The organism is Mesorhizobium erdmanii USDA 3471 (assembly GCF_000472705.1).
In the GTDB taxonomy this organism is placed as follows: domain Bacteria; phylum Pseudomonadota; class Alphaproteobacteria; order Rhizobiales; family Rhizobiaceae; genus Mesorhizobium; species Mesorhizobium erdmanii.
The window spans coordinates 354017-373222 of sequence record NZ_AXAE01000011.1; the positions used below are offsets into that span (position 1 = coordinate 354017).

At 63.2% G+C, this 19206-nt stretch carries 18 protein-coding genes; 5 read left to right on the plus strand and 13 right to left on the minus strand.

Annotated elements, in window-relative coordinates:
• Positions 1-63: 63 nt before the first annotated feature.
• A complete protein-coding gene (locus tag A3AU_RS0106860) occupies positions 64-954 on the plus strand; it encodes an NAD-dependent epimerase/dehydratase family protein (protein ID WP_027052137.1) in 891 nt (296 codons plus the stop codon).
• Between the two features lie 210 nt (positions 955-1164).
• Here A3AU_RS0106860 and A3AU_RS0106865 read toward each other — a convergent pair whose 3' ends face one another.
• The 13 genes from A3AU_RS0106865 to A3AU_RS0106925 all read right to left on the minus strand — a co-directional run bounded on the left by A3AU_RS0106865 (position 1165) and on the right by A3AU_RS0106925 (position 17182).
• Positions 1165-2709, minus strand: coding sequence for a peptidoglycan DD-metalloendopeptidase family protein (locus A3AU_RS0106865; protein ID WP_027052138.1), 1545 nt, complete (start codon positions 2707-2709; stop codon positions 1165-1167).
• A 165-nt stretch (positions 2710-2874) separates the two neighbouring features.
• Entirely contained in the window at positions 2875-3528 is a 654-nt protein-coding gene (locus tag A3AU_RS0106870) for a protein-L-isoaspartate(D-aspartate) O-methyltransferase (RefSeq protein ID WP_027052139.1), read from the minus strand.
• 13 nt (positions 3529-3541) lie between these two features.
• On the minus strand, positions 3542-4300 hold the full coding sequence (surE, locus tag A3AU_RS0106875; protein WP_027052140.1) for a 5'/3'-nucleotidase SurE: 759 nt from the start codon (positions 4298-4300) through the stop codon (positions 3542-3544).
• Positions 4300-5604, minus strand: coding sequence for a serine--tRNA ligase (gene serS, locus A3AU_RS0106880; RefSeq protein WP_027052141.1), 1305 nt, complete (start codon positions 5602-5604; stop codon positions 4300-4302). Before serS ends, surE begins: the two co-directional genes overlap by 1 nt.
• Before the next feature lie 192 nt (positions 5605-5796).
• Positions 5797-6672, minus strand: a complete 876-nt coding sequence (gene tatC / locus A3AU_RS0106885) for a twin-arginine translocase subunit TatC (protein ID WP_027052142.1) — start codon at positions 6670-6672, stop codon at positions 5797-5799.
• Positions 6669-7421 (minus strand): Sec-independent protein translocase protein TatB, encoded by a 753-nt coding sequence (gene tatB / locus A3AU_RS0106890; protein ID WP_027052143.1) that lies wholly within the window; start codon positions 7419-7421, stop codon positions 6669-6671. The genes tatC and tatB overlap by 4 nt, the downstream gene beginning before the upstream one ends.
• 31 nt (positions 7422-7452) lie before the next feature.
• The gene (locus A3AU_RS0106895) at positions 7453-7674 is read right to left on the minus strand and encodes a twin-arginine translocase TatA/TatE family subunit (protein WP_010909892.1); all 222 of its coding nucleotides are present in this window, start codon (positions 7672-7674) and stop codon (positions 7453-7455) included.
• A 180-nt stretch (positions 7675-7854) separates the two neighbouring features.
• Positions 7855-8622, minus strand: coding sequence for an SMC-Scp complex subunit ScpB (scpB, locus tag A3AU_RS0106900; protein WP_027052144.1), 768 nt, complete (start codon positions 8620-8622; stop codon positions 7855-7857).
• The gene (locus A3AU_RS0106905; protein WP_051355291.1) at positions 8619-9419 is read right to left on the minus strand and encodes a segregation and condensation protein A; all 801 of its coding nucleotides are present in this window, start codon (positions 9417-9419) and stop codon (positions 8619-8621) included. Before A3AU_RS0106905 ends, scpB begins: the two co-directional genes overlap by 4 nt.
• A gap of 63 nt (positions 9420-9482) precedes the next feature.
• Positions 9483-10502, minus strand: coding sequence for a beta-N-acetylhexosaminidase (gene nagZ, locus A3AU_RS0106910; protein WP_027052146.1), 1020 nt, complete (start codon positions 10500-10502; stop codon positions 9483-9485).
• A gap of 149 nt (positions 10503-10651) precedes the next feature.
• On the minus strand, positions 10652-14044 hold the full coding sequence (locus A3AU_RS0106915; protein WP_027052147.1) for an SPOR domain-containing protein: 3393 nt from the start codon (positions 14042-14044) through the stop codon (positions 10652-10654).
• 103 nt (positions 14045-14147) lie between these two features.
• Positions 14148-15905 carry an arginine--tRNA ligase gene (gene argS, locus A3AU_RS0106920; protein WP_027052148.1) on the minus strand — a complete coding sequence of 586 codons (1758 nt, stop codon included), beginning with the start codon at positions 15903-15905 and terminating at the stop codon, positions 14148-14150.
• A gap of 62 nt (positions 15906-15967) precedes the next feature.
• Positions 15968-17182, minus strand: coding sequence for a deoxyguanosinetriphosphate triphosphohydrolase (locus tag A3AU_RS0106925; RefSeq protein WP_027052149.1), 1215 nt, complete (start codon positions 17180-17182; stop codon positions 15968-15970).
• An 87-nt stretch (positions 17183-17269) separates the two neighbouring features.
• On the opposite strand from A3AU_RS0106925, the gene erpA reads away from it, so the two are divergent.
• The 4 genes from erpA (at position 17270) to A3AU_RS0106945 (ending at position 19191) form a co-directional block, all read left to right on the plus strand.
• Entirely contained in the window at positions 17270-17617 is a 348-nt protein-coding gene (gene erpA, locus A3AU_RS0106930; RefSeq protein WP_027052150.1) for an iron-sulfur cluster insertion protein ErpA, read from the plus strand.
• 4 nt (positions 17618-17621) lie between these two features.
• Positions 17622-18014, plus strand: coding sequence for a VOC family protein (locus tag A3AU_RS0106935; protein WP_027052151.1), 393 nt, complete (start codon positions 17622-17624; stop codon positions 18012-18014).
• Between the two features lie 7 nt (positions 18015-18021).
• Positions 18022-18816 carry an exodeoxyribonuclease III gene (gene xth, locus A3AU_RS0106940; RefSeq protein ID WP_027052152.1) on the plus strand — a complete coding sequence of 265 codons (795 nt, stop codon included), beginning with the start codon at positions 18022-18024 and terminating at the stop codon, positions 18814-18816.
• A gap of 75 nt (positions 18817-18891) precedes the next feature.
• Entirely contained in the window at positions 18892-19191 is a 300-nt protein-coding gene (locus tag A3AU_RS0106945) for a hypothetical protein (protein ID WP_027052153.1), read from the plus strand.
• Positions 19192-19206: the final 15 nt, after the last annotated feature.

Here is a 19206-nt window from a genome sequence, read left to right on the forward strand (position 1 = left end):
GCGATTTTCAATGCCGCGAACCTGTACTCACGCCTCTCCATCAAGCTTGGAAGAGAGGTTGCCATGAGTTTCTATGTTGTTGTCGGTGCAGGCCCGGTTGGTCGCGAGACCGCTCGCCTTCTTGGTGAAGAAGGACATGATGTCGTTCTCACCAGCCGAAGCGTCGGTTCGCAGACGCTGTGCAACGTGCGGGCCATACAGGCCGACGCCACCGATGCGGCGGAACTGTCGCGTGTCTGCCAAGGCGCCGAGGCCATCTTCATGTGTGCCATGGCCACCTATCACCGGTGGCCGACCGACTTTTTCCCGATCATCGACGGTACTGTGCGCGCCGCGGAAGCGGTTGGCGCGAAACTCATCGTGGTCGGAAACCTCTACGGCTATGGAGAAAATGCCGAGAGTCCGCTTCGCTCCGACCAGGCCCTGAACCCGACTTCGAAAAAAGGAACCGCCAGGACCATCATGTGGCAGCGGGCGGTCCGTGCCGATATACCGGCGATCGAAGTGCGGCCCAGCGATTATCTCGGACATGGCGCGATCAGCTACTTCTCGCTGGTTGCGCTGCCCTCCATCATCGAGGGCAAGCCCACCGCCTTCATTGGAGACCTGGACGCGACGCATGCCTGGACCTTCACCAAGGACGTCGCCCGGACACTCGTCGCGGCGTCCCGTTACACCGGTGAATGGGGACGGGCGTTTCACGTTCCCTCGCAATATGCCTCACCCCGCGAGCTCATCCAGAAAACCGCGGCGATGCTCGGACGAGAAGTCCCAGAGACACGCTCCTACTCCGTCGCCGAGATGGAAGCCTTGGGCATGCATGAGCTCATCGAGATGCGCTACCTCTTCGAGCGTCCCTTGCTGGTCGATTCCTCCGACGCCGAGGCACTGCTGGGTGTGAGCGCCAGCAGCCTTGATGAGATAATCGCCGACACGGTGCGTGATCATCTCTAAAGCGCGTCGCCCTGAAACGGATTCAGGCGACGCGCTTTAAGTCTTTGTTTTGATGCATGTCGTTGTCCTAGAACCGCTGCACACTTCTGGGCGACATGCAGTAAGCCCCGCGGGGCATTTTGCACAAACTGAAAAAGCCCGCTCCTTGCGGAACGGGCTGAGCCGGCGGGCCGGACTGGAGGTCAGACGGCCCGCAAATCGCTTCTTATTCTATTCGAGATAGGTCGAGGGATCGACCGGGGCCGAATTCTTGCGCACCTCGAAGTGCAGCTTCGGCGAATCCGTCGTGCCGCTCATGCCCGACAGCGCGATTTCTTGGCCGCGCTTGACCTTCTGGCCGCGCTGCACCTCGATCGAGCTGGCATGGCCGTAGACCGTGACCAGGCCGTTCTCGTGGCGCACCAGCACGGTGTTGCCGAACTCCTTGAGCCCGTCGCCGGCGTAGATGACGACACCGTTCTCGGCCGCCTTGATCGGCGTGCCCGACGGCACGGCGATGTCGACGCCATCCTTGCCGGACCCGAAACCGGAGATCACCCGGCCGCGCACCGGCCACCGCATCTTGCCGATACCCGTGGCATCCGGCGCGACCGCCTCGTCGTCCTCGGCCTGCTGGATGACCTTCGCGTCCTTCTTCGGCGGCGTGTAGGACGCCAATGTTTCCGAAGGCGTGGTCTTTGCCGGAGCTTGCGTGGTTGCCGTGGTGACCGGATCGACCTTCGCCGGCTTGGCACTGGCGACCGTCGCGGTGCCGCCAGCCGGCACTTTCAGGGTCTGGCCGATCTTGAGCAAGCCGTCCTTCATGCCGTTGGCCTGCTTCAGCGCAACGACGCCGACGCCGGTCTTCCTGGCGATCGAGGACATCGTGTCACCCGACTGGACCGTATAGGTGCCGGCGGCGGTTGCCTTGGCGACCTGCGCGGGCTTGGGCTCCTTGGGCTGGCTTGCGGCGGCCGAAGCGTCGACCTGCGCAGCGGACTTGCCGTCCTTGAGCTTGGGTTGCTGCGGCAGGACGGCGACCTTCTCCGGCGCGGTGGCCGGCAGGTCGTGCTTGCCGTCCTTCGCCGGCCCGTCCTTCAACTGCTTTGCATCGGCAACCTTGGGTTCGGCCTTGCTCGAATAGGCGTAGGCCGGGATGACGATCTTCTGGCCGGTCTTCAGCCCTTTGGTCGGGCTCAGGCCATTCACTTTCATGATGACGTCGGCCGGCACTTTGTAATGCGCCGCGAGGCCGGAAATGGTCTCGCCGTCCCTGACGACGATCTCGGTCGCGTGCGGCCTGCCCGCCTCGGCCACCTTCGGCGCATCAGGTTGGGCATTCTTGAACGGCCTGGCGACCGGTTCGACGGTACCGGTTGTCGTCCTGTCGACATGGGGCGCCGGCCGAACCATGGCGGGCGCCGATGCGACACGCACCGGATTGGCGGCAGGCGCGAGCGCCGGCGCCGGCTGCGCCTGGGCCGAAACGGGCGGCGGCAACGGCCGGCTCGAAACCGGCTCGAGGCTCGAGCGAGCGACCGACTGCGTGTGGGTGCCGTCGAGCGGAGCCGCCGACACATCCCCCGGATAGGGTTGCACGGCATCCTGCTTGTTGATGATGGCGCGCTGATTGTTTGTCGAGGAAGTGAAGACGTCGTCGACACTGTTGAACCGCGAAGCCTGGGAACTACACCCGGCGGCCGCGCCTGCAATCATGAGAACGGCGCAGCCCCGCGCCAGATTGCGACTGTTTGTCTTCAAAACACTGAGTTGCATCGCACTAACCCGCACAAACTCTGCACCAACTGGACAGGATTAAAGCGCGTTAATGTTACTGGCCGGTTAACCCATTAGAATCCGACGAAAATTTTCTTAAAACATTTTGGGACGGTTGGCGGCGGGTCACAAACCCGAATGGCTGTCCAGCGGCCCGTTGGAAAACTAGATTACAGCCGCGACGCTGCGCAGGATCGGCTGCAGCCGGACCAGGCCGATATCCTCGCGCTCGAAACGGCTGCCGACCTTGGTCAGCTTGGCCAGCACCTGCTCGCCTTCCTCCGGCCCGATCGGCGCGATGACGATGCCGCCGCTCGACAATTGGTCCAGCAGGAAGCGCGGCAGGCTGTCGAAGGCCGCCCAGACGACGATGCGGTCGAACGGCCCTTCGGCTGGCAGGCCGCCGGAGCCATCCGTCTGGCGAACGATGACATTGCCGATGCCGAGCGCTTCGAAACGCTGCCTGGCCTGCTCGACCAGCGTCTTGTAGCGGTCGATGGTCACGACGCGCGCTGCCAGCCGCGACATCACCGCCGCCGTGTAACCGGAACCGGTGCCGATCTCGAGCACCCGGTTTCCCGCTTCGATGGCAAGCGCCGCGATCACCGCCGCCTGCATGTCGGCGCCTTCGATCGCCTCGCCGCATTCGATCGGCAGCATGCGATCGGACCAAGCGATCTGGTGGAAGTGGGGCGCCAGGAAACCGCGCCGCGGCGTCGCCTCGAAAGCCGCGATCAGCGCCTTCGGCACGGTTCCCCTGCCGCGCAGGCGCAAAAGGAGAGCGGCAAAACCTTCGCGGTCGTCGATTGGCAGGTTCATGCCAAAACCTTTTTCATGACAATGCCTTGCTCAGCTGATCACGGATCTCATGCGCGGTAAGGTCAAGCTGCAACGGCGTCACCGACACCAGACGATTGCGCAAGGCGTGGAGGTCGGTGCCATGCTTGCCCTCGACCGGCTCGCGGCCGAAGCGCAGCCAGTAATAAGGCAGGCCGCGCCCGTCACGGCGCTCGTCGACCCACAGGCTGTGCACGAGTTTTCCTTGCGTGGTGACCACCGTGCCGGCAACCTCTTCGGGAAGGCAGTTCGGAAAATTGACGTTGAGCAGCACGCCGTCCGGCAGTGGCGTCGCGACAAGCTTCTTCAGGAGTGCCGGCGCCAGCGCCTCGGTCGTCTCATAAGGAACGACGCGGTCCTCGCCGACATAGGAATAGCCCTGGCTGAGCGCGATCGAGCGGATGCCGAGCAGCGCGCCCTCCATGGCGCCGGCGACGGTTCCCGAATAGGTCACATCGTCGGCGATGTTGGCGCCGGAATTGATGCCGGACAGGATCAGGTCGGGCGCGCCGGGCAGGATCTTCTTCACCCCCATGATGACGCAATCCGTAGGAGTGCCGCGGACGGCAAAATGCTTCTCGCCGATCTTGCGCAGCCTGAGCGGCTCCGAGATCGACAGCGAATGCGCATAGCCGGACTGGTCCTGTTCCGGCGCCACCACCCAGACATCATCGGACAGCGTGCGGGCGACGCGTTCGAGCGACGCCAGGCCCTCGGCATGAATGCCGTCGTCATTGGTCAGAAGAATACGCATTATTTCGATTCGATCTTTGCCAGACCGCCCATGTAAGGCCGCAGCACTTCAGGAATGGTTACGCTGCCATCCTCATTCTGATAGTTTTCGATGACAGCTATGAGCGCGCGGCCGACAGCGGTGCCCGAACCGTTGAGCGTATGGACGAAGCGGTTGCCCTTGCCGTCCTTGTCCTTGTAGCGGGCGTCCATGCGACGCGCCTGGAAGTCGCCGCAGACCGAGCAGGACGAGATTTCGCGATAGGCGTTCTGGCCGGGCAGCCAGACCTCGATATCGTAGGTCTTGCGCGCGCCAAAGCCCATGTCGCCGGTGCACAATGTCATGGTGCGGAACGGCAGTTCCAGCCGCTTCAGCACTTCCTCGGCGCATTGTGTCATCCGCTCATGCTCGGCGAGCGAGGATTCCTGGTCGGTGATCGACACCAGTTCGACCTTGTAGAACTGGTGCTGGCGCAGCATGCCGCGCGTGTCGCGCCCTGCCGAACCGGCCTCGGAACGAAAGCACGGTGTCAGCGCCGTGTAGCGCAGCGGCAGTTTTTCATGCACTATGATTTCCTCGCGCACCAGATTGGTGAGCGGCACTTCGGCGGTCGGGATCAGGCCAAGCCTGCCCTCCCCGTGCGGTGTGAAGAACAGATCCTCTTCGAATTTCGGCAGCTGGTTCGTGCCGAAAAGCACCTCGTCGCGGACCATCAACGGCGGAATGACTTCCTCATAGCCATGCTCGGTCGTGTGCAGGTCCAGCATGAACTGGCCGATGGCGCGTTCCATGCGCGCCAGCCCGCTCTTCAGCACGGTGAAGCGCGAGCCGGACAATTTCGCTGCCCGCTCGAAATCCATCATGCCGAGCGCTTCGCCGATCTCGAAATGCTCCTTCACCCAGTTCGGCCGCGTCGGCACCTTGCCGACGATGTGCTTGACGACGTTGTCATGTTCGTCCTTGCCTACCGGCACATCGTCGAGCGGCACGTTGGGCAGCACCGCCAGCGCGTCGTTCAGCGCCTTGTCGAGCTCGCGCTCGCGCGCCTCGCCGTTCTGGATGAAGGTTTTTATCTCGCCGACTTCGGCCTTCAGTTTTTCGGCAAGCGCGGCATCGCCAGAACGCATGGCGTTGCCGATCTCCTTGGAGGCGGCGTTGCGGCGCTCCTGCTTGGTCTGCAGCTCGGTGACATGCTCGCGCCGCGCCTCGTCCCTGGCGATCAAATCATTGACCGTGGACCGCGCCTCGTCAGCCGACCAAGAGCGCTTCACCAGCGCCTCGACAAGGGCCTTCGGGTTGTCGCGAATCCATTTGATGTCAAGCATGGTATATCCGTCCTCAGGGAGCATGCCGCCCAAAAGTGCGCGGCGGTTTTGGGACAACGACATGCTCAAAACAAAAACTGAAACGCACCGCCTTAATGGCGATGCGTTTGAGTCAGAGGGCGTAAACCGCATCCATGATTGATGCAAGATAGGCTGGGCAGCGACCGTCTTTTTCCGTCGCCGCCCCTTGCTTTACGAAGCAGCTGGCGTTGGCGGCTCGTCCGGCGTTTTGTCCGCCACGGTCTCTGCGGCATCTTCCTTCTCGCGCGCCACCCGCTGCTTTTCCTGGTCCCGCTCGATCCACCGCGCGGCCCAGATCGAGACCTCGTAGAGAAGGATGGTCGGGATGGCCAGGCCGATCTGGCTCATCGGATCCGGGGGTGTCAGCACGGCGGCAACGATGAAGGCAATGACGATTGCCCATTTTCGTTTTTCCGCCAACGCCTTTGACGACAGCATGCCGACGCGGGTCATCAGGCTGGTCACCACCGGCAACTGGAACACCAGACCAAAGGAGAAGATCAGCGTCATGATCAGGCTGAGATATTCCGACACTTTCGGCAGCAGTGAAATCTGCACCTGGTCGTCGGTGCCGACCTGCTGCATGGCGAGGAAGAACCACATCACCATCGGCGTGAAGAAGAAATAGACCAGCGAAGCGCCCATGAGGAACAGGATGGGCGACGCGATCAGGAACGGCAGGAAGGCGTTACGCTCGTTCTTGTAGAGACCGGGCGCGATGAATTTGTAGATCTGCGTGGCGATCAGCGGAAAGGCGATCACCATGCCGCCGAACATGGCGAGCTTGACCTGCGTGAAGAAGAATTCCTGCGGCGCGGTGTAGATCAGCTCGACCTTGTGCGGATCGAGACCAGCCCATTTCGTCGCCCATTTGAATGGCACGACCAGCAGGTTGAACAGCTTCTTGGCAAAGAAGAAGCACACCAGGAAGGCGACGAAGAAGCCGCCGAGCGACCAGATCAGCCTGCGGCGCAACTCGACGAGATGCTCGATCAGCGGCGCCGACGATTTCTCGATCTCATCCTTTTCCTTGTCCGAAACGCTCACTTGGCGGCTCCAGCCGTCTTCTTGGTTGCCGGTTTCTTCACTGGCGCGGGTTTCGGTTCGGCTTTCGCTCCAGTCTTGACAGCAGTCGCCTTGGCAGCAGTCGCCTTGGTGGCAGTCGCCTTGGCCACAGTCGCCGCGGCAGGCTTTGTAGCGGCGGCAGTTAAGGGCTTTACCGCCTTTGCCTTGGTGGACGTCGACGCCTTGGACTGCACAATTGCGGCCGGTGCCGCCTTGGCAGCCTTCCTGGCCGCGGATGCCTTGGGCGCCACAGCCGGTTCCTTGGCTGCCGCTACCACCGATTCATCGGTCATCGCCGCGAAAATCGGCGTCGGCGCAGCCGCTCCCGCCTCGCTGGCGCCAGGCATTTCCGTTGCGCCATTCTTCAACGGCTCAACCGCCTGCGGCGTTGAAGCGGTAGGCGTTGCCGGATCGGCGGCCGGCTTCGGCTTCATCGCCGCATCGACACCGGCACGCACATCGGCGGCCGCCTGTTCGAACGGATTGAGCTGCTTCTTGATCTCGGCAACCGGGCTCAGGCCCTTGAGCTCGTCGACCGACTTCTTGACGTCGTCGAGTTCGGCTTCCTTCAGCGCCTCGTTGAACTGTTTCTGGAAGTCGGCCGCCATGGCACGCAGCTTCGCCGTCGTACGGCCGAAGGTGCGCAGCATATTGGGCAAATCCTTCGGCCCGACGACCACGATCATGACGATCGCGATCACCAGCATTTCGGTCCAGCCGACTTCAAACATGGCACTCTGTTCCGACTAGAACTTCTTCAGCTCAGCTCTTGCTGGCTTTTTCCTTCACGGCCGAAACGGTCTCGTCGGCACGGTGTTCGACGGTACGCTTGTCGTCGGCGACGTCGTCGTCCGCCATGCCCTTCTTGAAGCTCTTGATGCCTTTGGCCATGTCGCCCATCAGTTCCGGAATCTTGCCGCGGCCGAAAACCAGCAGCACGATCACCAGCACGATCATCCAGTGCCAAATCGAAAATGAACCCATAGCAAATCTCTCTCGAATGTTTTCCCTGGCGATGATCTATGCGTTTTCGCGTTGGGATTCAAACACAACAGCGACAGAGTTTATGAAAGGGTGACGTATGTCACGCTTTTTCGACTCGCTGGCCCGCTACCAATCGGCGCATCTACGACCTATCGGCACGTTTGGACAGAGGCCGACCGGTCAATCTTCCGTGACGCGCGGCGTCAACAGGCCGAGCTCCTCGAGGTCGATGTCGGTCAGCGGATCCTCGTCCTCGGTCAGGACGTCGGGGTCGGCCGGCGGCTGCGGGATGGAGAAATTCGACGGCATGCGGCCCGAAAGCAGGCCGGCGCCCTTCAGTTCTTCCATGCCGGGAAGATCGCGGATTTCCTCGAGCGCAAAATGGTCGAGGAAGGTTTCGGTGGTGCCGTAGGTGACGGGACGGCCGGGTGTCTTGCGGCGGCCGCGCATGCGCACCCATTCCGTTTCGAGCAGCGTGTCCAGCGTGCCTTTAGACGTCTCGACACCTCGGATGTCCTCGATCTCGGCGCGCGTCACCGGCTGGTGGTAGGCGATGATCGCCAGCACTTCGAGCGCCGCCCGCGACAGCTTGCGCTGCTGCACCGTGTCGCGGCTCATCAGGAAGGCGAGATCGCCGGCGGTGCGGAACGCCCAGCCGTCGCCGACCCGCACCAGATTGACGCCGCGCCGGGCATAGACCTGCTGCAGTTCCGCCATGGCCACGGCGACATTGATCCCGTCGGGAAGGCGTGCCGCAAGCTGCTTTTCGCTGACGGGTTCGGCGCTGGCGAAGACGATCGCCTCGGCCATGCGCACGGCTTCGGCCATATGCAGGCGCTCGGCCGGATTCTGCGCCGGATTCTGGGGCGAAGCCTGGTCGAACTCGCCTTCTTCCCGTTCATCGTCGATCTTGAAGGGGATAACCGAAGCTTTGGCGCGCTCGCTCATGATGCCACCTCGACTGCCTTGATTGCCGGCGTGCGGCCGCGCAGATAGATCGGCGCGAATGTCTGATCCTGCCGCACGTCCATCGTGCCATCGCGCACGAGTTCCAATGTTGCCGCGAAGGAACTGGCGATGGCCGTGCGCCTTTCCTCGGGACTGGTCATGTACTCGATCAGAAAGCTTTCCAGCGTGGTCCAGTCGCTTACGGCCCCGACCAGGCGGGTCAGGATATCGCGCGCGTCCTTCAGCGCCCAGACGCCGCGCCTGGCGATCGTCACATTGTTGATCGCCTGCTTCTGCCGCTGCTGGGCATAGGCGGTCAGGAGGTCGTAGAGCGATGCCGAATAGGCGTTACGCTTCTCGATGATGACCATTTCCGGCATGCCGCGCGCGAACACGTCGCGGCCAAGCCGGTTGCGGTTGACCAGACGCGCGGATGCGTCACGCATGGCTTCGAGCCGCTTCAGCCGGAATTGCAGCACCGCCGCCAGTTCCTCGCCACTTTCACCCTCTTCCCCCGGCTGCTTGGGGATCAACAGCTTCGACTTGAGGAAGGCGAGCCACGCCGCCATCACCAGATAGTCGGCTGCAAGTTCGAGCCGCAGCGCCCTCGCCGTCTCGACAAACGTCAAATACTGCTCGACCAGCGCAAGGATCGAGATGCGTGCCAGATCGACCTTTTGGGTGCGGGCAAGATGCAGCAACAGATCGAGCGGGCCTTCGAAGCCGGCCACATCGACGACCAGCGAGGGGTCGCCGGTGACGCGCGAATCGTCATTCTCGGCCCACAGGCGGTCCATCGGTGCGGCCTTAGGGGCCTTGCTTTCCAATGTTTCCGCCACAGCCCTGTCACTTCCCTGTCGTTAGGCCACCGCATCGAAATAAGTGGCAAATTCCGCGCGTATCTCGGTTTCTTCAACCGTGTCGCTTTTCCTAATATAGGTCATCGCCCGCTTTGCGCGCTCCAGCGATTTGCCTTCAAGTCCCGTGGTACGCGACGCAATGCCCGCCATCTCCTCGAAAACGCCGTTGCAGTGAAGGACCAGATCGCAGCCCGCCGCAAGGATCGATGCCGCCTTTGTCGGGAAATCCCCAGAAAGTGCCTTCATCGAGGTGTCGTCGCTCATCAGCAGCCCGTCAAAGCCAATGTCGCGGCGGATAATCTCGTCGATGACCTTGCCGGACGTCGTCGCCGGGTTCTTCGGGTCGATGGCGCTATAGACCACATGCGCGGTCATTGCCATCGGCAGGTGGTTGAGCTCGCGGAACGGAGCAAAGTCATGCCGCTGCAGATCGCTGAGCGAGGCATCGACCGTCGGCAACTCGAAATGCGTGTCGGCAAAGGCCCGGCCATGGCCTGGAATATGCTTCATCACCGGCAGCACGCCGCCCGACATCAGGCCTTCGGCGGCGGCGCGGCCGAGTTCGATGACCGCGCGCGGTTCCTTGCCATAGGCACGCGCGCCAATGACGTCGCTGGCGCCCTCGATCGGCACGTCGAGCACCGGCAGGCAATCCGCCGTGATGCCGTAGCGCAGCAGGTCGAAGGCATGCAGGCGCGCCATCAGCCAGGCGGCACGGGTGCCAGCGTCATGATCGTCACGCCACAGCGCGCCAAGCGCGCCGCCGGCCGGATAGTTCGGCGCCAGCGGCGGCCGCAGGCGTTGCACCCTGCCGCCTTCCTGATCGATGAACACCAGCGCATCCGGGCGTCCGATGCAGTCGCGCATCTCGGCGACCAGATCGCGGATCTGCTCGGTCTCGCCAATGTTGCGGGCAAACAGAATGAAGGCCCACGGGCATTCATTGCGATAGAAATTGATTTCTTCGCGGGTGAGCGATTTCCCGGCACAGCCGAGGATCATGGATTTTGATTCGGTCATATCACGACACTAGGGCTTCACGCGGCCAAAGGGAATCGTCTTGGATTACATGCTGTCCAACGCCGGAAATGCTTGCACAAGCCATCTCGAGCACATGAAAAAGCCGGCGCGACCCTGGGCCGCGCCGGCTTTGAATGGTTGAACGGCGCCTAGCGCGAGACGAAGCAGTTGCCGCCGGCGGCCTTGTAGCTGGTGCACAGGTTGATGGCATCGTTGCGCGACTGGGCCGTAACGCGGACGCGGTAGAACGTGCCCTTGCCGGCGATCTCGGCCTTGACGATGTTGGCGGTGCGGCCGGCAAGCACATTACCGTAGCGGCGCTGCAGGTCTTGGTAGGTCGACTGGGCGCTTTCCACCGTCGGCTGCGACGCAACCTGCATCGACCACGAACCACCACCGGTCGCCGTCGTTGCAGGGTCGATGGACGCGACCTGATCGGGCTTGACCTCGCCGACGACATCGACCGGCTGGTCCGACGGACGCTGCGGCGCGATCGCAACCTTGGCCGGCGTGTTGGCCGATTGCGCCTTGGCCTCGGCCTTGGTCGGTTTGGCTGCCGGCTTGAGGGCCGGCTCGTCGCCCGACTGGGCTGCGGCGGGCGCCACGGTGCCGGTCTGATCGGCATCGGCCTGGGCCGACGGCGCTACATGCTGCGGCGCCGGATCGGCAGGTTCAACGGCGGCCACCTGCGGCGCGGCCGGTGCCACATCCTCGCGCGGCACCAGCGAGCCGTCCGATTTGACCACCATCGTCCTCACCTTGCGCGGCGCAACGGCGACGACATCGGTGTTGGTGCCCTTGTCGGCATCCTGCAGCACCTGCGCGATGCGATCCTCGGACTTGGGCGCCGGCGCGACAGTGGCGGCCGGCGCGGCATTGTCAGCCGGCACGGCACTTGCGGTTGGCGTGGCATTGTTGTCGGCTCCGCCGACGGCAGCACCCTGGTCAGCGGAAAGATCGGCGGCACGGGCCGGATCCTTGGCCTGCACATCCACCGGAACCTCGGTGTTGGTGACAAGCTTCTGCTGCACCGGCTCGGCAGGCTTCGCGCCCTTGACCACCGCGTCATAGACCTTGTTGTCCTGGTTCGGCACCACGGTGCCGCCTGGATTTTCCGGCTTGACCTTGATCGGCGAATTGTCGGCCTTGACGATCACCGGAGCCTCGCTGCCACCCTTGCCACCAAACGACAGGGCAAAGGCACCCAGGCCACCCGCGATCGCAACGGCACCAACAATGGCAGCGATGAACAGGCCGCGTCGGCCCGATGGCCTGCCCGCTTCCCGCTCGCCCAGACCCGGAACGGACATCGCCTCGTCCAGTTCGGGATCATAGTCGAGTTCGTCGACGGTGAAATCGTCGGCCTGCGAGACCGGCTGGCTGCCGGGCAAATTGTCGAGATCGAAGCCGGCGGCGTCGGCATAGCCCGTGTTCGTCGCGGCGCGTGCCGGCATTTCCGCCGGACGCGCCACATAGGTCCGCGCTTCCGGCTGATAGGCCGGTTTGACCCCGTCATAACCGTGCGTGGGCTCCTCATACGCCGGCGCCTGATGGCCCGGTTTGAATCCGGCGCTGTAGGATTCATCGGTATAGGAAGCGTTACTCGCCGGAGCGGCGGCAGTCGGCGCCACCTCCACCGAATTCATTTCCGTCAGCAGGCTGGCGAACTCGGCATCGAGATCGTCGTAACCAGGCGTCGCCGGCTCATCTTCCTCGAAATGCAATTCCGGAATGTCGAGATCGTCCGCCAGCGCCACGACACGCTCCGGCACATCGACCGTCTCGACGTCAGGCATTTCTTCATAGCGCGACTGTCGCGGCTGGGGCGCAGATACGGGGGCTGCATAGGGAGCAGCCGCAACCGGCTCGGGCGCGCGGTAGGAAGGCACAACGGCTACGGCCGGGGCCATTTCCGGCGCGGCAGTCCTGGCCGTGATCGAGGCGGAGGGCTGCGCGGCGAATGCCGGCTGCTGCGGAACCGGCGTCACGCGGCTCCATGACCGGCTCGGCTCCGTCGGCGCGGAGCGTTCGGCCAGCCAATCGAGGGAATCAGCCTGATCGTGCCGGGAAGCAGCCCCGTCGCGCGGTTCAAGATTCCTTGCCAAGGCGGCATCGAACGCATCGTTGTCGAAATCGACATGATCAGCGGCATCAGCGCCGAAATCCTGACCCTGGAGCTCATCGAGCAGCATGTTGTCGAGATCGCCATCAGCGGCGTGACCAGCGCTGGAGGGATGCGCATCCTCGGCCGCTTGTTCGTCGAGACCCCAGTCGAGATTGCCGACCAGATCGGCGGGTTCCTCGGCAACCCTTGCAGGCGCGGCGTACTGCTGCTGAACAGGAGCAGCAGCCGGCTGAGCCATGAAGGGCTGGGTGACGACAGGCTGTCCCACGACAGGTGGGGTTACGACAGGCTCCTTGACCGACGGCAGCGTGCGCGCGGTCATCGCGCCCAGAAGCGCGTTCAACTCGTCTTCGAGGCTCCGTTCGTCCGCCACGGGGGCCGACACCGGCTTTGCGGGCGCCATTTGCTGAACCGCGGCAGCCGACACCTCGGCAACCGGCTCCTCGGCGGGCTCGACGAACGCATCATCGAAGTTCAGGTCGAAAGCATCATCCGGGACGGCCTCGAAATCCGAAGTCCCGTCATTCGCCTCCACGGCATGGGTGGGCACCTCGTGCGCGTCCGGCTGATCAAACGCCACCGGCTCGTCCGCCTGAGCGTCAAAGTCCACATCGACATCGGCCATGGAGTGGTCGAAGTCACCCGCGAAATCCTCGTCGGAAATCGCCTGCGCTTCATTCGAGGCAGCCAATGCGGGCTCGGGATAGTCGACCGCGGTTGCAGCCGCATGGCGCTGGTCCGCCGAATGGTCGTCAAGCATCAGCTCGTCTTCGAGCGAAAGCGCAACCGCATCATCGAATTCGTGCTCGGGGGCCGGCTCGACAGCCACCGGCACTTCGGCAACGGCATGCTGGGGCTCGACGGCCTCGACCTCGACGGCATGGTCCTCGATGTGGAAATCCCGATCGAGGGACGCGGCAAGCTCGTCCTCCATCGGCAGATCGTCTTCGAACGGCGAAACGTCTTCGAGCGAACTGGCGACGGCGTTGTCGAAATCGGCGTCGAAGGCGGGTTCGACGGCTGGCGCGGCTTCCGCCACAACGGGGTCCGCATGGCTGGCGACCAGCGCCTGATCATCGACACCCGTGAAGTCCAGATGGAAATCGTCGTCGAGCGACAGCGCAAGATCATCGTCGGCCGCATGGGTCGCCGCCGTTTCGAATGCCGGCTCATGAACCTCGACAACCGGAGCGGCGACGCTTTCGTCAGCGTCGAACTCGCCCATCAGTTCCTTTTCCAGGTCGATGTCGAAATCGCCCTCTTGCGCGGGCTGACTGGCGGCAGCGGCCTGTGGCTGGGCCTGCTGCTTGACCGGCTGGCGCGGGTCGAATCCCATGATCCTGGTCAGTTCCGCGAACGGATCATCGTCAGCGATGTCGTTGTTGTCGGCTACTCTCAGCTGGGTTCTGTCTGCCATTATTGTTCCCGAACTCGCACTCATTCGGACGCCATGGACGTCGCGCAGGGTTGGCCCTTACCAGCGCAATGTGGGCAAAAGGTGACAGGTTTTTTAGTCAAACCTAACGCATTTCGGTGGGCGCGGCGGCCCCGATCAGCGTCAGGCCGGACGTCAGAACGTCCGAAACAGCCTGCACCAGCCCTAGTCTGGCATGCGTCAATTGTCGGTCGTTAACCTTAACAAAACGTAAGTCCGGATTATCCGTGCCCCGGTTCCAGTGCCCGTGGAAACTGGAAGCCAGATCATAGAGATAAAATGCCAGCCTATGCGGCTCCAGCGCAAGAGCGGCGGATTCGATCAGGCGCGGATATTCCGCGAGTTTGCGGATCAGGCCGATCTCGCCCTCGTCGGTCAGCGAAGCCGCGGCGGCGGCAAGGCTTTTGCGGTCGAAATTCGCCTCGCCCAGTTGCTCGCTTGCCTGCCGGAACACCGAATGGCAGCGCGCCGAGGCGTACTGCACATAAAACACCGGATTGTCCTTGGACTGTTCGGTCACCTTGGCGAAGTCGAAGTCGAGCGGTGCATCGTTCTTGCGGAACAGCATCATGAAGCGGACTGCGTCGCGGCCCACCTCTTCGATGACTTCCCGCGCAGTGATGAAATTCCCGGCCCTTTTTCCCATTCGGACCGGTTCGCCGTCGCGATACAATTTGACCAGATTGCAAAGCAGAACCGTGAGCTTCACCTCGTCGCCGGCAATTGCCCGCGCCAGTGCCTCCAGCCGCTTGACGTAGCCGCCATGGTCGGCGCCGAGCACATAGATCAGGTCGACGAAGCCGCGATCGACCTTGTCCTTCAGATAGGCCACGTCGGCGGCGAAATAGGTGAACGAGCCATCCGACTTGACCAGCGCGCGGTCCATGTCGTCGCCGACCGCGGTCGAGCGGAACAGCGTCTGTTCGCGGTCTTCCCAGTCGTCCGGCTTCTCGCCCTTGGGCGGCGGCAGCTTGCCCTTGTAGATATGGCCTTTCAACGTCAGGTCGTTGACCGCCGAGCGGATCTTCCTGGCATTATCGGCATGCAGCGTGCGTTCGGAGAAGAACACGTCATGATGCACGTTGAGCAGCGCCAGATCCTCGCGGATCATCGCCATCATCGCATCGATTGCGCGGTCCTTGACGATGGCTAGCGCCTCATCGTCCGGCATCTGGAGCAGACTGCGCCCGAACTCCTTCGCCAGCGCCTGGCCGAGAGGAACCAGGTAATCGCCGGGATAAAGGCCCGCCGGAATATCACCGATCTCGTCGCCAAGCGCCTCCCGATAGCGGAGGATGACAGAGCGGCCGAGCACGTCGATCTGCCCGCCGGCATCATTGATGACATATTCCTTGGTCACGTCGTAGCCGGCGAACGCCATCAGATTGGCGAGCGCGTCGCCGACAACCGCGCCCCGGCAATGGCCGACATGCATCGGGCCCGTCGGGTTGGCCGAGACATATTCGACATTGGTCTTCCGGCCGGCGCCGACCGTCGAGCGGCCGTAGTTGCGGCCCTCGCCCAGAAGCGCCGTCAGATGAGCCTGCCAGAAGCCGTCCTTGAGCCGCAGATTGACGAAGCCCGGGCCGGCGACTTCGGCGGCGGCGACATCCTCGTCGGCCTGCAGTGCCAGCGCCAGCCTTTCGGCCAGCGCGCGCGGATTCTGGCCGGTGGGCTTGGCCAGCACCATCGCCGCATTGGTCGCGAGGTCGCCATGGCTGGCATCGCGCGGCGGTTCGACGGCAATGCGCGACAGGTCGGGCGAAACGCCGTCCTTGTCTTTCAGGTCAAGCGCTTCGACAGCCTTTGTGACTCGCGCGGTGAAATCGGCGAAGATGTTCATGGGTATTGCTCTGGCGGCTTTATGGCGAATCCGGCTCGCTGGCCGGCAAAATCGCGCCCGCCCTAGCTCAAATCCGGAGTGCGGTCAAACAAACGCCTGTGTTCCTTGAGCGCGTAGGTGTCGGTCATCCCTGCCAGAAAATCGGCCACGCTGCGCGCCTTGATGCGATCTTCAGCCCGGTCAAGGCCCTCGCGCCAGCCGTCCGGCATGGCGCGCGGGTCCGCGAAATAGGCGTCGAACAGGTCCCTGACGATCTGCTCGGCACCGGCGCGTACCCGCATCACCTCCTTGTGCCGGTAGAGATGCTTGTAGAGAAAGGCCTTCAATTCCTTCTCCGCCGCGGCAATCGCGGTGGAAAAGGTCACCATCGTCTCGCCCGCCGCCCTGACCGCATCGGCGCTCCGCGGCCCGACGCGCTCAAGATTGGCGGTCGCGGAAAGGATGACATCCTCGACCATGGCGGTGATCTGCCGCCGCATCAGTTCGTGGCCGGTGCGCACGTCATCGAGCGTGGGATAGCGCTGGCGCACGCCTGCCAGGATCTTGCCCGGCAGCGAGACGGTTTCCAGCATATCCAGCGTCAGCAGCCCTGCCCGCAGGCCGTCGTCGATGTCATGGGTGTTGTAGGCGATGTCGTCGGCGATCGCCGCGCACTGCGCCTCGATGCCGGCGAACCGGTCGAGTTCGAGGTCCTGCAGCTGCGAATAATCACGGATCGCCTGCGGCACCGGCCCTTTCAGACCCTTGCCGCTGCTGTCCGTCAGCGGGCCATTGTGCTTGACCAGGCCCTCCAGCGTCTCCCAGGTCAGGTTCAACCCGTCGAATTCGGCGTAGCGCGCCTCCAGCCGTGTCACGATACGCAACGACTGCGCATTGTGGTCAAAGCCGCCCCAGGCAGCCATCTTGTCGTTCAGCGCGTCCTCGCCGGTATGGCCGAACGGCGTGTGGCCGAAATCATGCACGAGCGCCACCGCCTCGGCGAGATCCTCGTCGCCGCGCAGCGCCCGTGCCAGCGCACGTGCGATCTGCGCCACCTCGATCGAATGGGTCAGCCTTGTGCGATAATGGTCGCCCTCATGGGCGATGAAGACCTGCGTCTTGTGCTTGAGCCGCCGAAACGCTGTCGAATGGATGATGCGGTCACGGTCGCGCTGGAACGGCGTGCGGGTCGGGCTTTCGACCTCGTCGAACAGCCGGCCGCGCGAGCGCGCCGGATCGGTGGCATAGGCCGCACGTGGCCGATAGCCGAATCCGATGTCGCCCAACTCGTTGGTCATGGTCGATGCCGCAGGTTGACTGGTCTAGTTGACTTGGCCGCTCGCGCTTCATACCTATCATGTGAAACCGAAAGCAAGGTGACGCCCATGGGCGCTGATGCCAAGACTGCCATGAAAGTCGACATGACCGACTCCGCCGCCAAGCGGATCGCGAAAATCGTCTCGGGCGAGGCCGGCAAGACGGCGCTGCGCGTTTCCGTCGAAGGCGGCGGCTGCTCCGGCTTTTCCTACAAGTTCGACCTTGTCGACACCCGCAACGACGATGACGTCGCCATCGAGAAGGACGGCGCCACCGTTCTGATCGACGATTTGTCGCTGGTCTATATGGGCGGCTCGGTGATCGACTTCGTCGACGATCTGATGGGCCAGTCCTTCCAGATCCGCAATCCGAATGCGGTCGCCTCCTGCGGCTGCGGCACCAGTTTCTCCATCTAGCGGCATGCCTGCCATAGGTGCGGTCCGTCAGGTCGCCCTGTCGGCCGGACGCGATCTTGATTCGACGCTCGCCTTCTGGCGCGACGTGCTCGGCATGGGCGTTCACGCCCGCTACGATCCTCCCGGCATCGCCTTCATCATGGCCGGCGACGTGCGCCTGCTGTTTACCGACGGCGTTCCGGCCGGGACGGTCTATCTCGACATTAGGGGCGTGGAAACTTTCCACGCCGAGGCGAAAGCCGCGGGCGTTCCCTTCACCGCGCCGCCGGCACTTGTCCATCGCGATGCCGAAGGCACCTTCGGCCCGGCTGGGGAAAGCGAATGGATGGCCTTTCTAAAGGACCCGGCAGGCAATACGATCGGCCTTATCGAACGCCTTCCGCCGAAACACCCCTGAGGTTGCCATGAAAATCGTCACCTGGAACATCAATGGCGTTCGCGCTCGCATCGGCAACCTCACCCATTGGCTGACCGAGAGCGCGCCCGACATCGTCTGCCTGCAGGAGATCAAGACGGTCGACGAGCAGTTTCCGCGTGCTGAGATCGAGGCGCTGGGCTACAACGTCGAAACCCATGGCCAGAAGGGTTTCAATGGCGTGGCGCTGCTGTCGAAGCTGCGCTTTGACGAAGTCAATCGCGGCTTGCCGGGTGACGACACCGACGAGCAGGCACGGTTCATCGAAGGCGTGTTCTCGACCGACAAGGGCGCGTTGCGCGTCGCCTCGCTCTATCTGCCGAACGGCAATCCAATCGACGACGATAAGAAATTTCCCTACAAACTGTCCTGGATGGCGCGGCTGGAACGCTGGGCCGAAGAGCGGCTGAGACTTGAGGAAGCGCTGGTGCTGGCCGGCGACTACAACGTCATTCCCGAGCCGATCGACGCGCGCTTTCCGGAGAACTGGCTGGGCGACGCGCTGTTCCAGCCGCAGACCCGGCAGGCCTTCCGGCGGCTGCTCAACCTCGGTTTCACCGAGGCGGTGCGCGCGGTCACCGATGCACCCGACACCTACACCTTCTGGGACTATCAGGCCGGCGCCTGGCAGAAGAACAACGGCATCCGCATCGACCATCTGCTGTTGTCGCCGGAAGCCGCCAACCGGTTCTCGTCGGCCTCGATCGAAAAGCATGTGCGTGCCTGGGAAAAGCCCTCCGATCACGTGCCGGTGGCGATCGATCTCGCCTTGCTGCCGGCCTGACAGCCGCTTCTCGCGGACCTTCTATCGCCACATTCCGGCGCATGATGGAAAATTCATCATGGCGCCGGGGATTCCATGACCACGCGAAGTCTACTTTGTCCGATCGGTCTGGCACTGGCCATGGCCGCTCCCGCGACGGCACTTGCCGATCAGGAATGCCTGGCCAATGGAAAGTCGTACCAGGTCGGCCAGGTCGCTTGCCTTACTGTTGCCGGCCAAAGCCACCTCGCCCGTTGCGATATGGTGCTCAATAACACATCCTGGACGAAAATCGGCGATACCTGCCCCGCCAACACCATGGCTCCGCATCTGCATGTGACGCCGATTTCGACACCCGCGCCGAGCATGGTGCCGACCGAACCCACCGAGAACTGATTTTCTCATCAGGCT

Coding starts and splice junctions, on each gene's coding strand:
- A3AU_RS0106860 (WP_027052137.1), top strand. CDS start 64: ATGAGTTTCTATGTTGTTGTCGGTGCAGGCCCGGTTGGTCGCGAGACC.
- A3AU_RS0106865 (WP_027052138.1), bottom strand. CDS start 2,709: ATGCAACTCAGTGTTTTGAAGACAAACAGTCGCAATCTGGCGCGGGGC.
- A3AU_RS0106870 (WP_027052139.1), bottom strand. CDS start 3,528: ATGAACCTGCCAATCGACGACCGCGAAGGTTTTGCCGCTCTCCTTTTG.
- surE (WP_027052140.1), bottom strand. CDS start 4,300: ATGCGTATTCTTCTGACCAATGACGACGGCATTCATGCCGAGGGCCTG.
- serS (WP_027052141.1), bottom strand. CDS start 5,604: ATGCTTGACATCAAATGGATTCGCGACAACCCGAAGGCCCTTGTCGAG.
- tatB (WP_027052143.1), bottom strand. CDS start 7,421: ATGTTTGAAGTCGGCTGGACCGAAATGCTGGTGATCGCGATCGTCATG.
- A3AU_RS0106895 (WP_010909892.1), bottom strand. CDS start 7,674: ATGGGTTCATTTTCGATTTGGCACTGGATGATCGTGCTGGTGATCGTG.
- scpB (WP_027052144.1), bottom strand. CDS start 8,622: ATGAGCGAGCGCGCCAAAGCTTCGGTTATCCCCTTCAAGATCGACGAT.
- A3AU_RS0106905 (WP_051355291.1), bottom strand. CDS start 9,419: ATGGACCGCCTGTGGGCCGAGAATGACGATTCGCGCGTCACCGGCGAC.
- nagZ (WP_027052146.1), bottom strand. CDS start 10,502: ATGACCGAATCAAAATCCATGATCCTCGGCTGTGCCGGGAAATCGCTC.
- A3AU_RS0106915 (WP_027052147.1), bottom strand. CDS start 14,044: ATGGCAGACAGAACCCAGCTGAGAGTAGCCGACAACAACGACATCGCT.
- argS (WP_027052148.1), bottom strand. CDS start 15,905: ATGAACATCTTCGCCGATTTCACCGCGCGAGTCACAAAGGCTGTCGAA.
- A3AU_RS0106925 (WP_027052149.1), bottom strand. CDS start 17,182: ATGACCAACGAGTTGGGCGACATCGGATTCGGCTATCGGCCACGTGCG.
- erpA (WP_027052150.1), top strand. CDS start 17,270: ATGGGCGCTGATGCCAAGACTGCCATGAAAGTCGACATGACCGACTCC.
- A3AU_RS0106935 (WP_027052151.1), top strand. CDS start 17,622: ATGCCTGCCATAGGTGCGGTCCGTCAGGTCGCCCTGTCGGCCGGACGC.
- xth (WP_027052152.1), top strand. CDS start 18,022: ATGAAAATCGTCACCTGGAACATCAATGGCGTTCGCGCTCGCATCGGC.
- A3AU_RS0106945 (WP_027052153.1), top strand. CDS start 18,892: ATGACCACGCGAAGTCTACTTTGTCCGATCGGTCTGGCACTGGCCATG.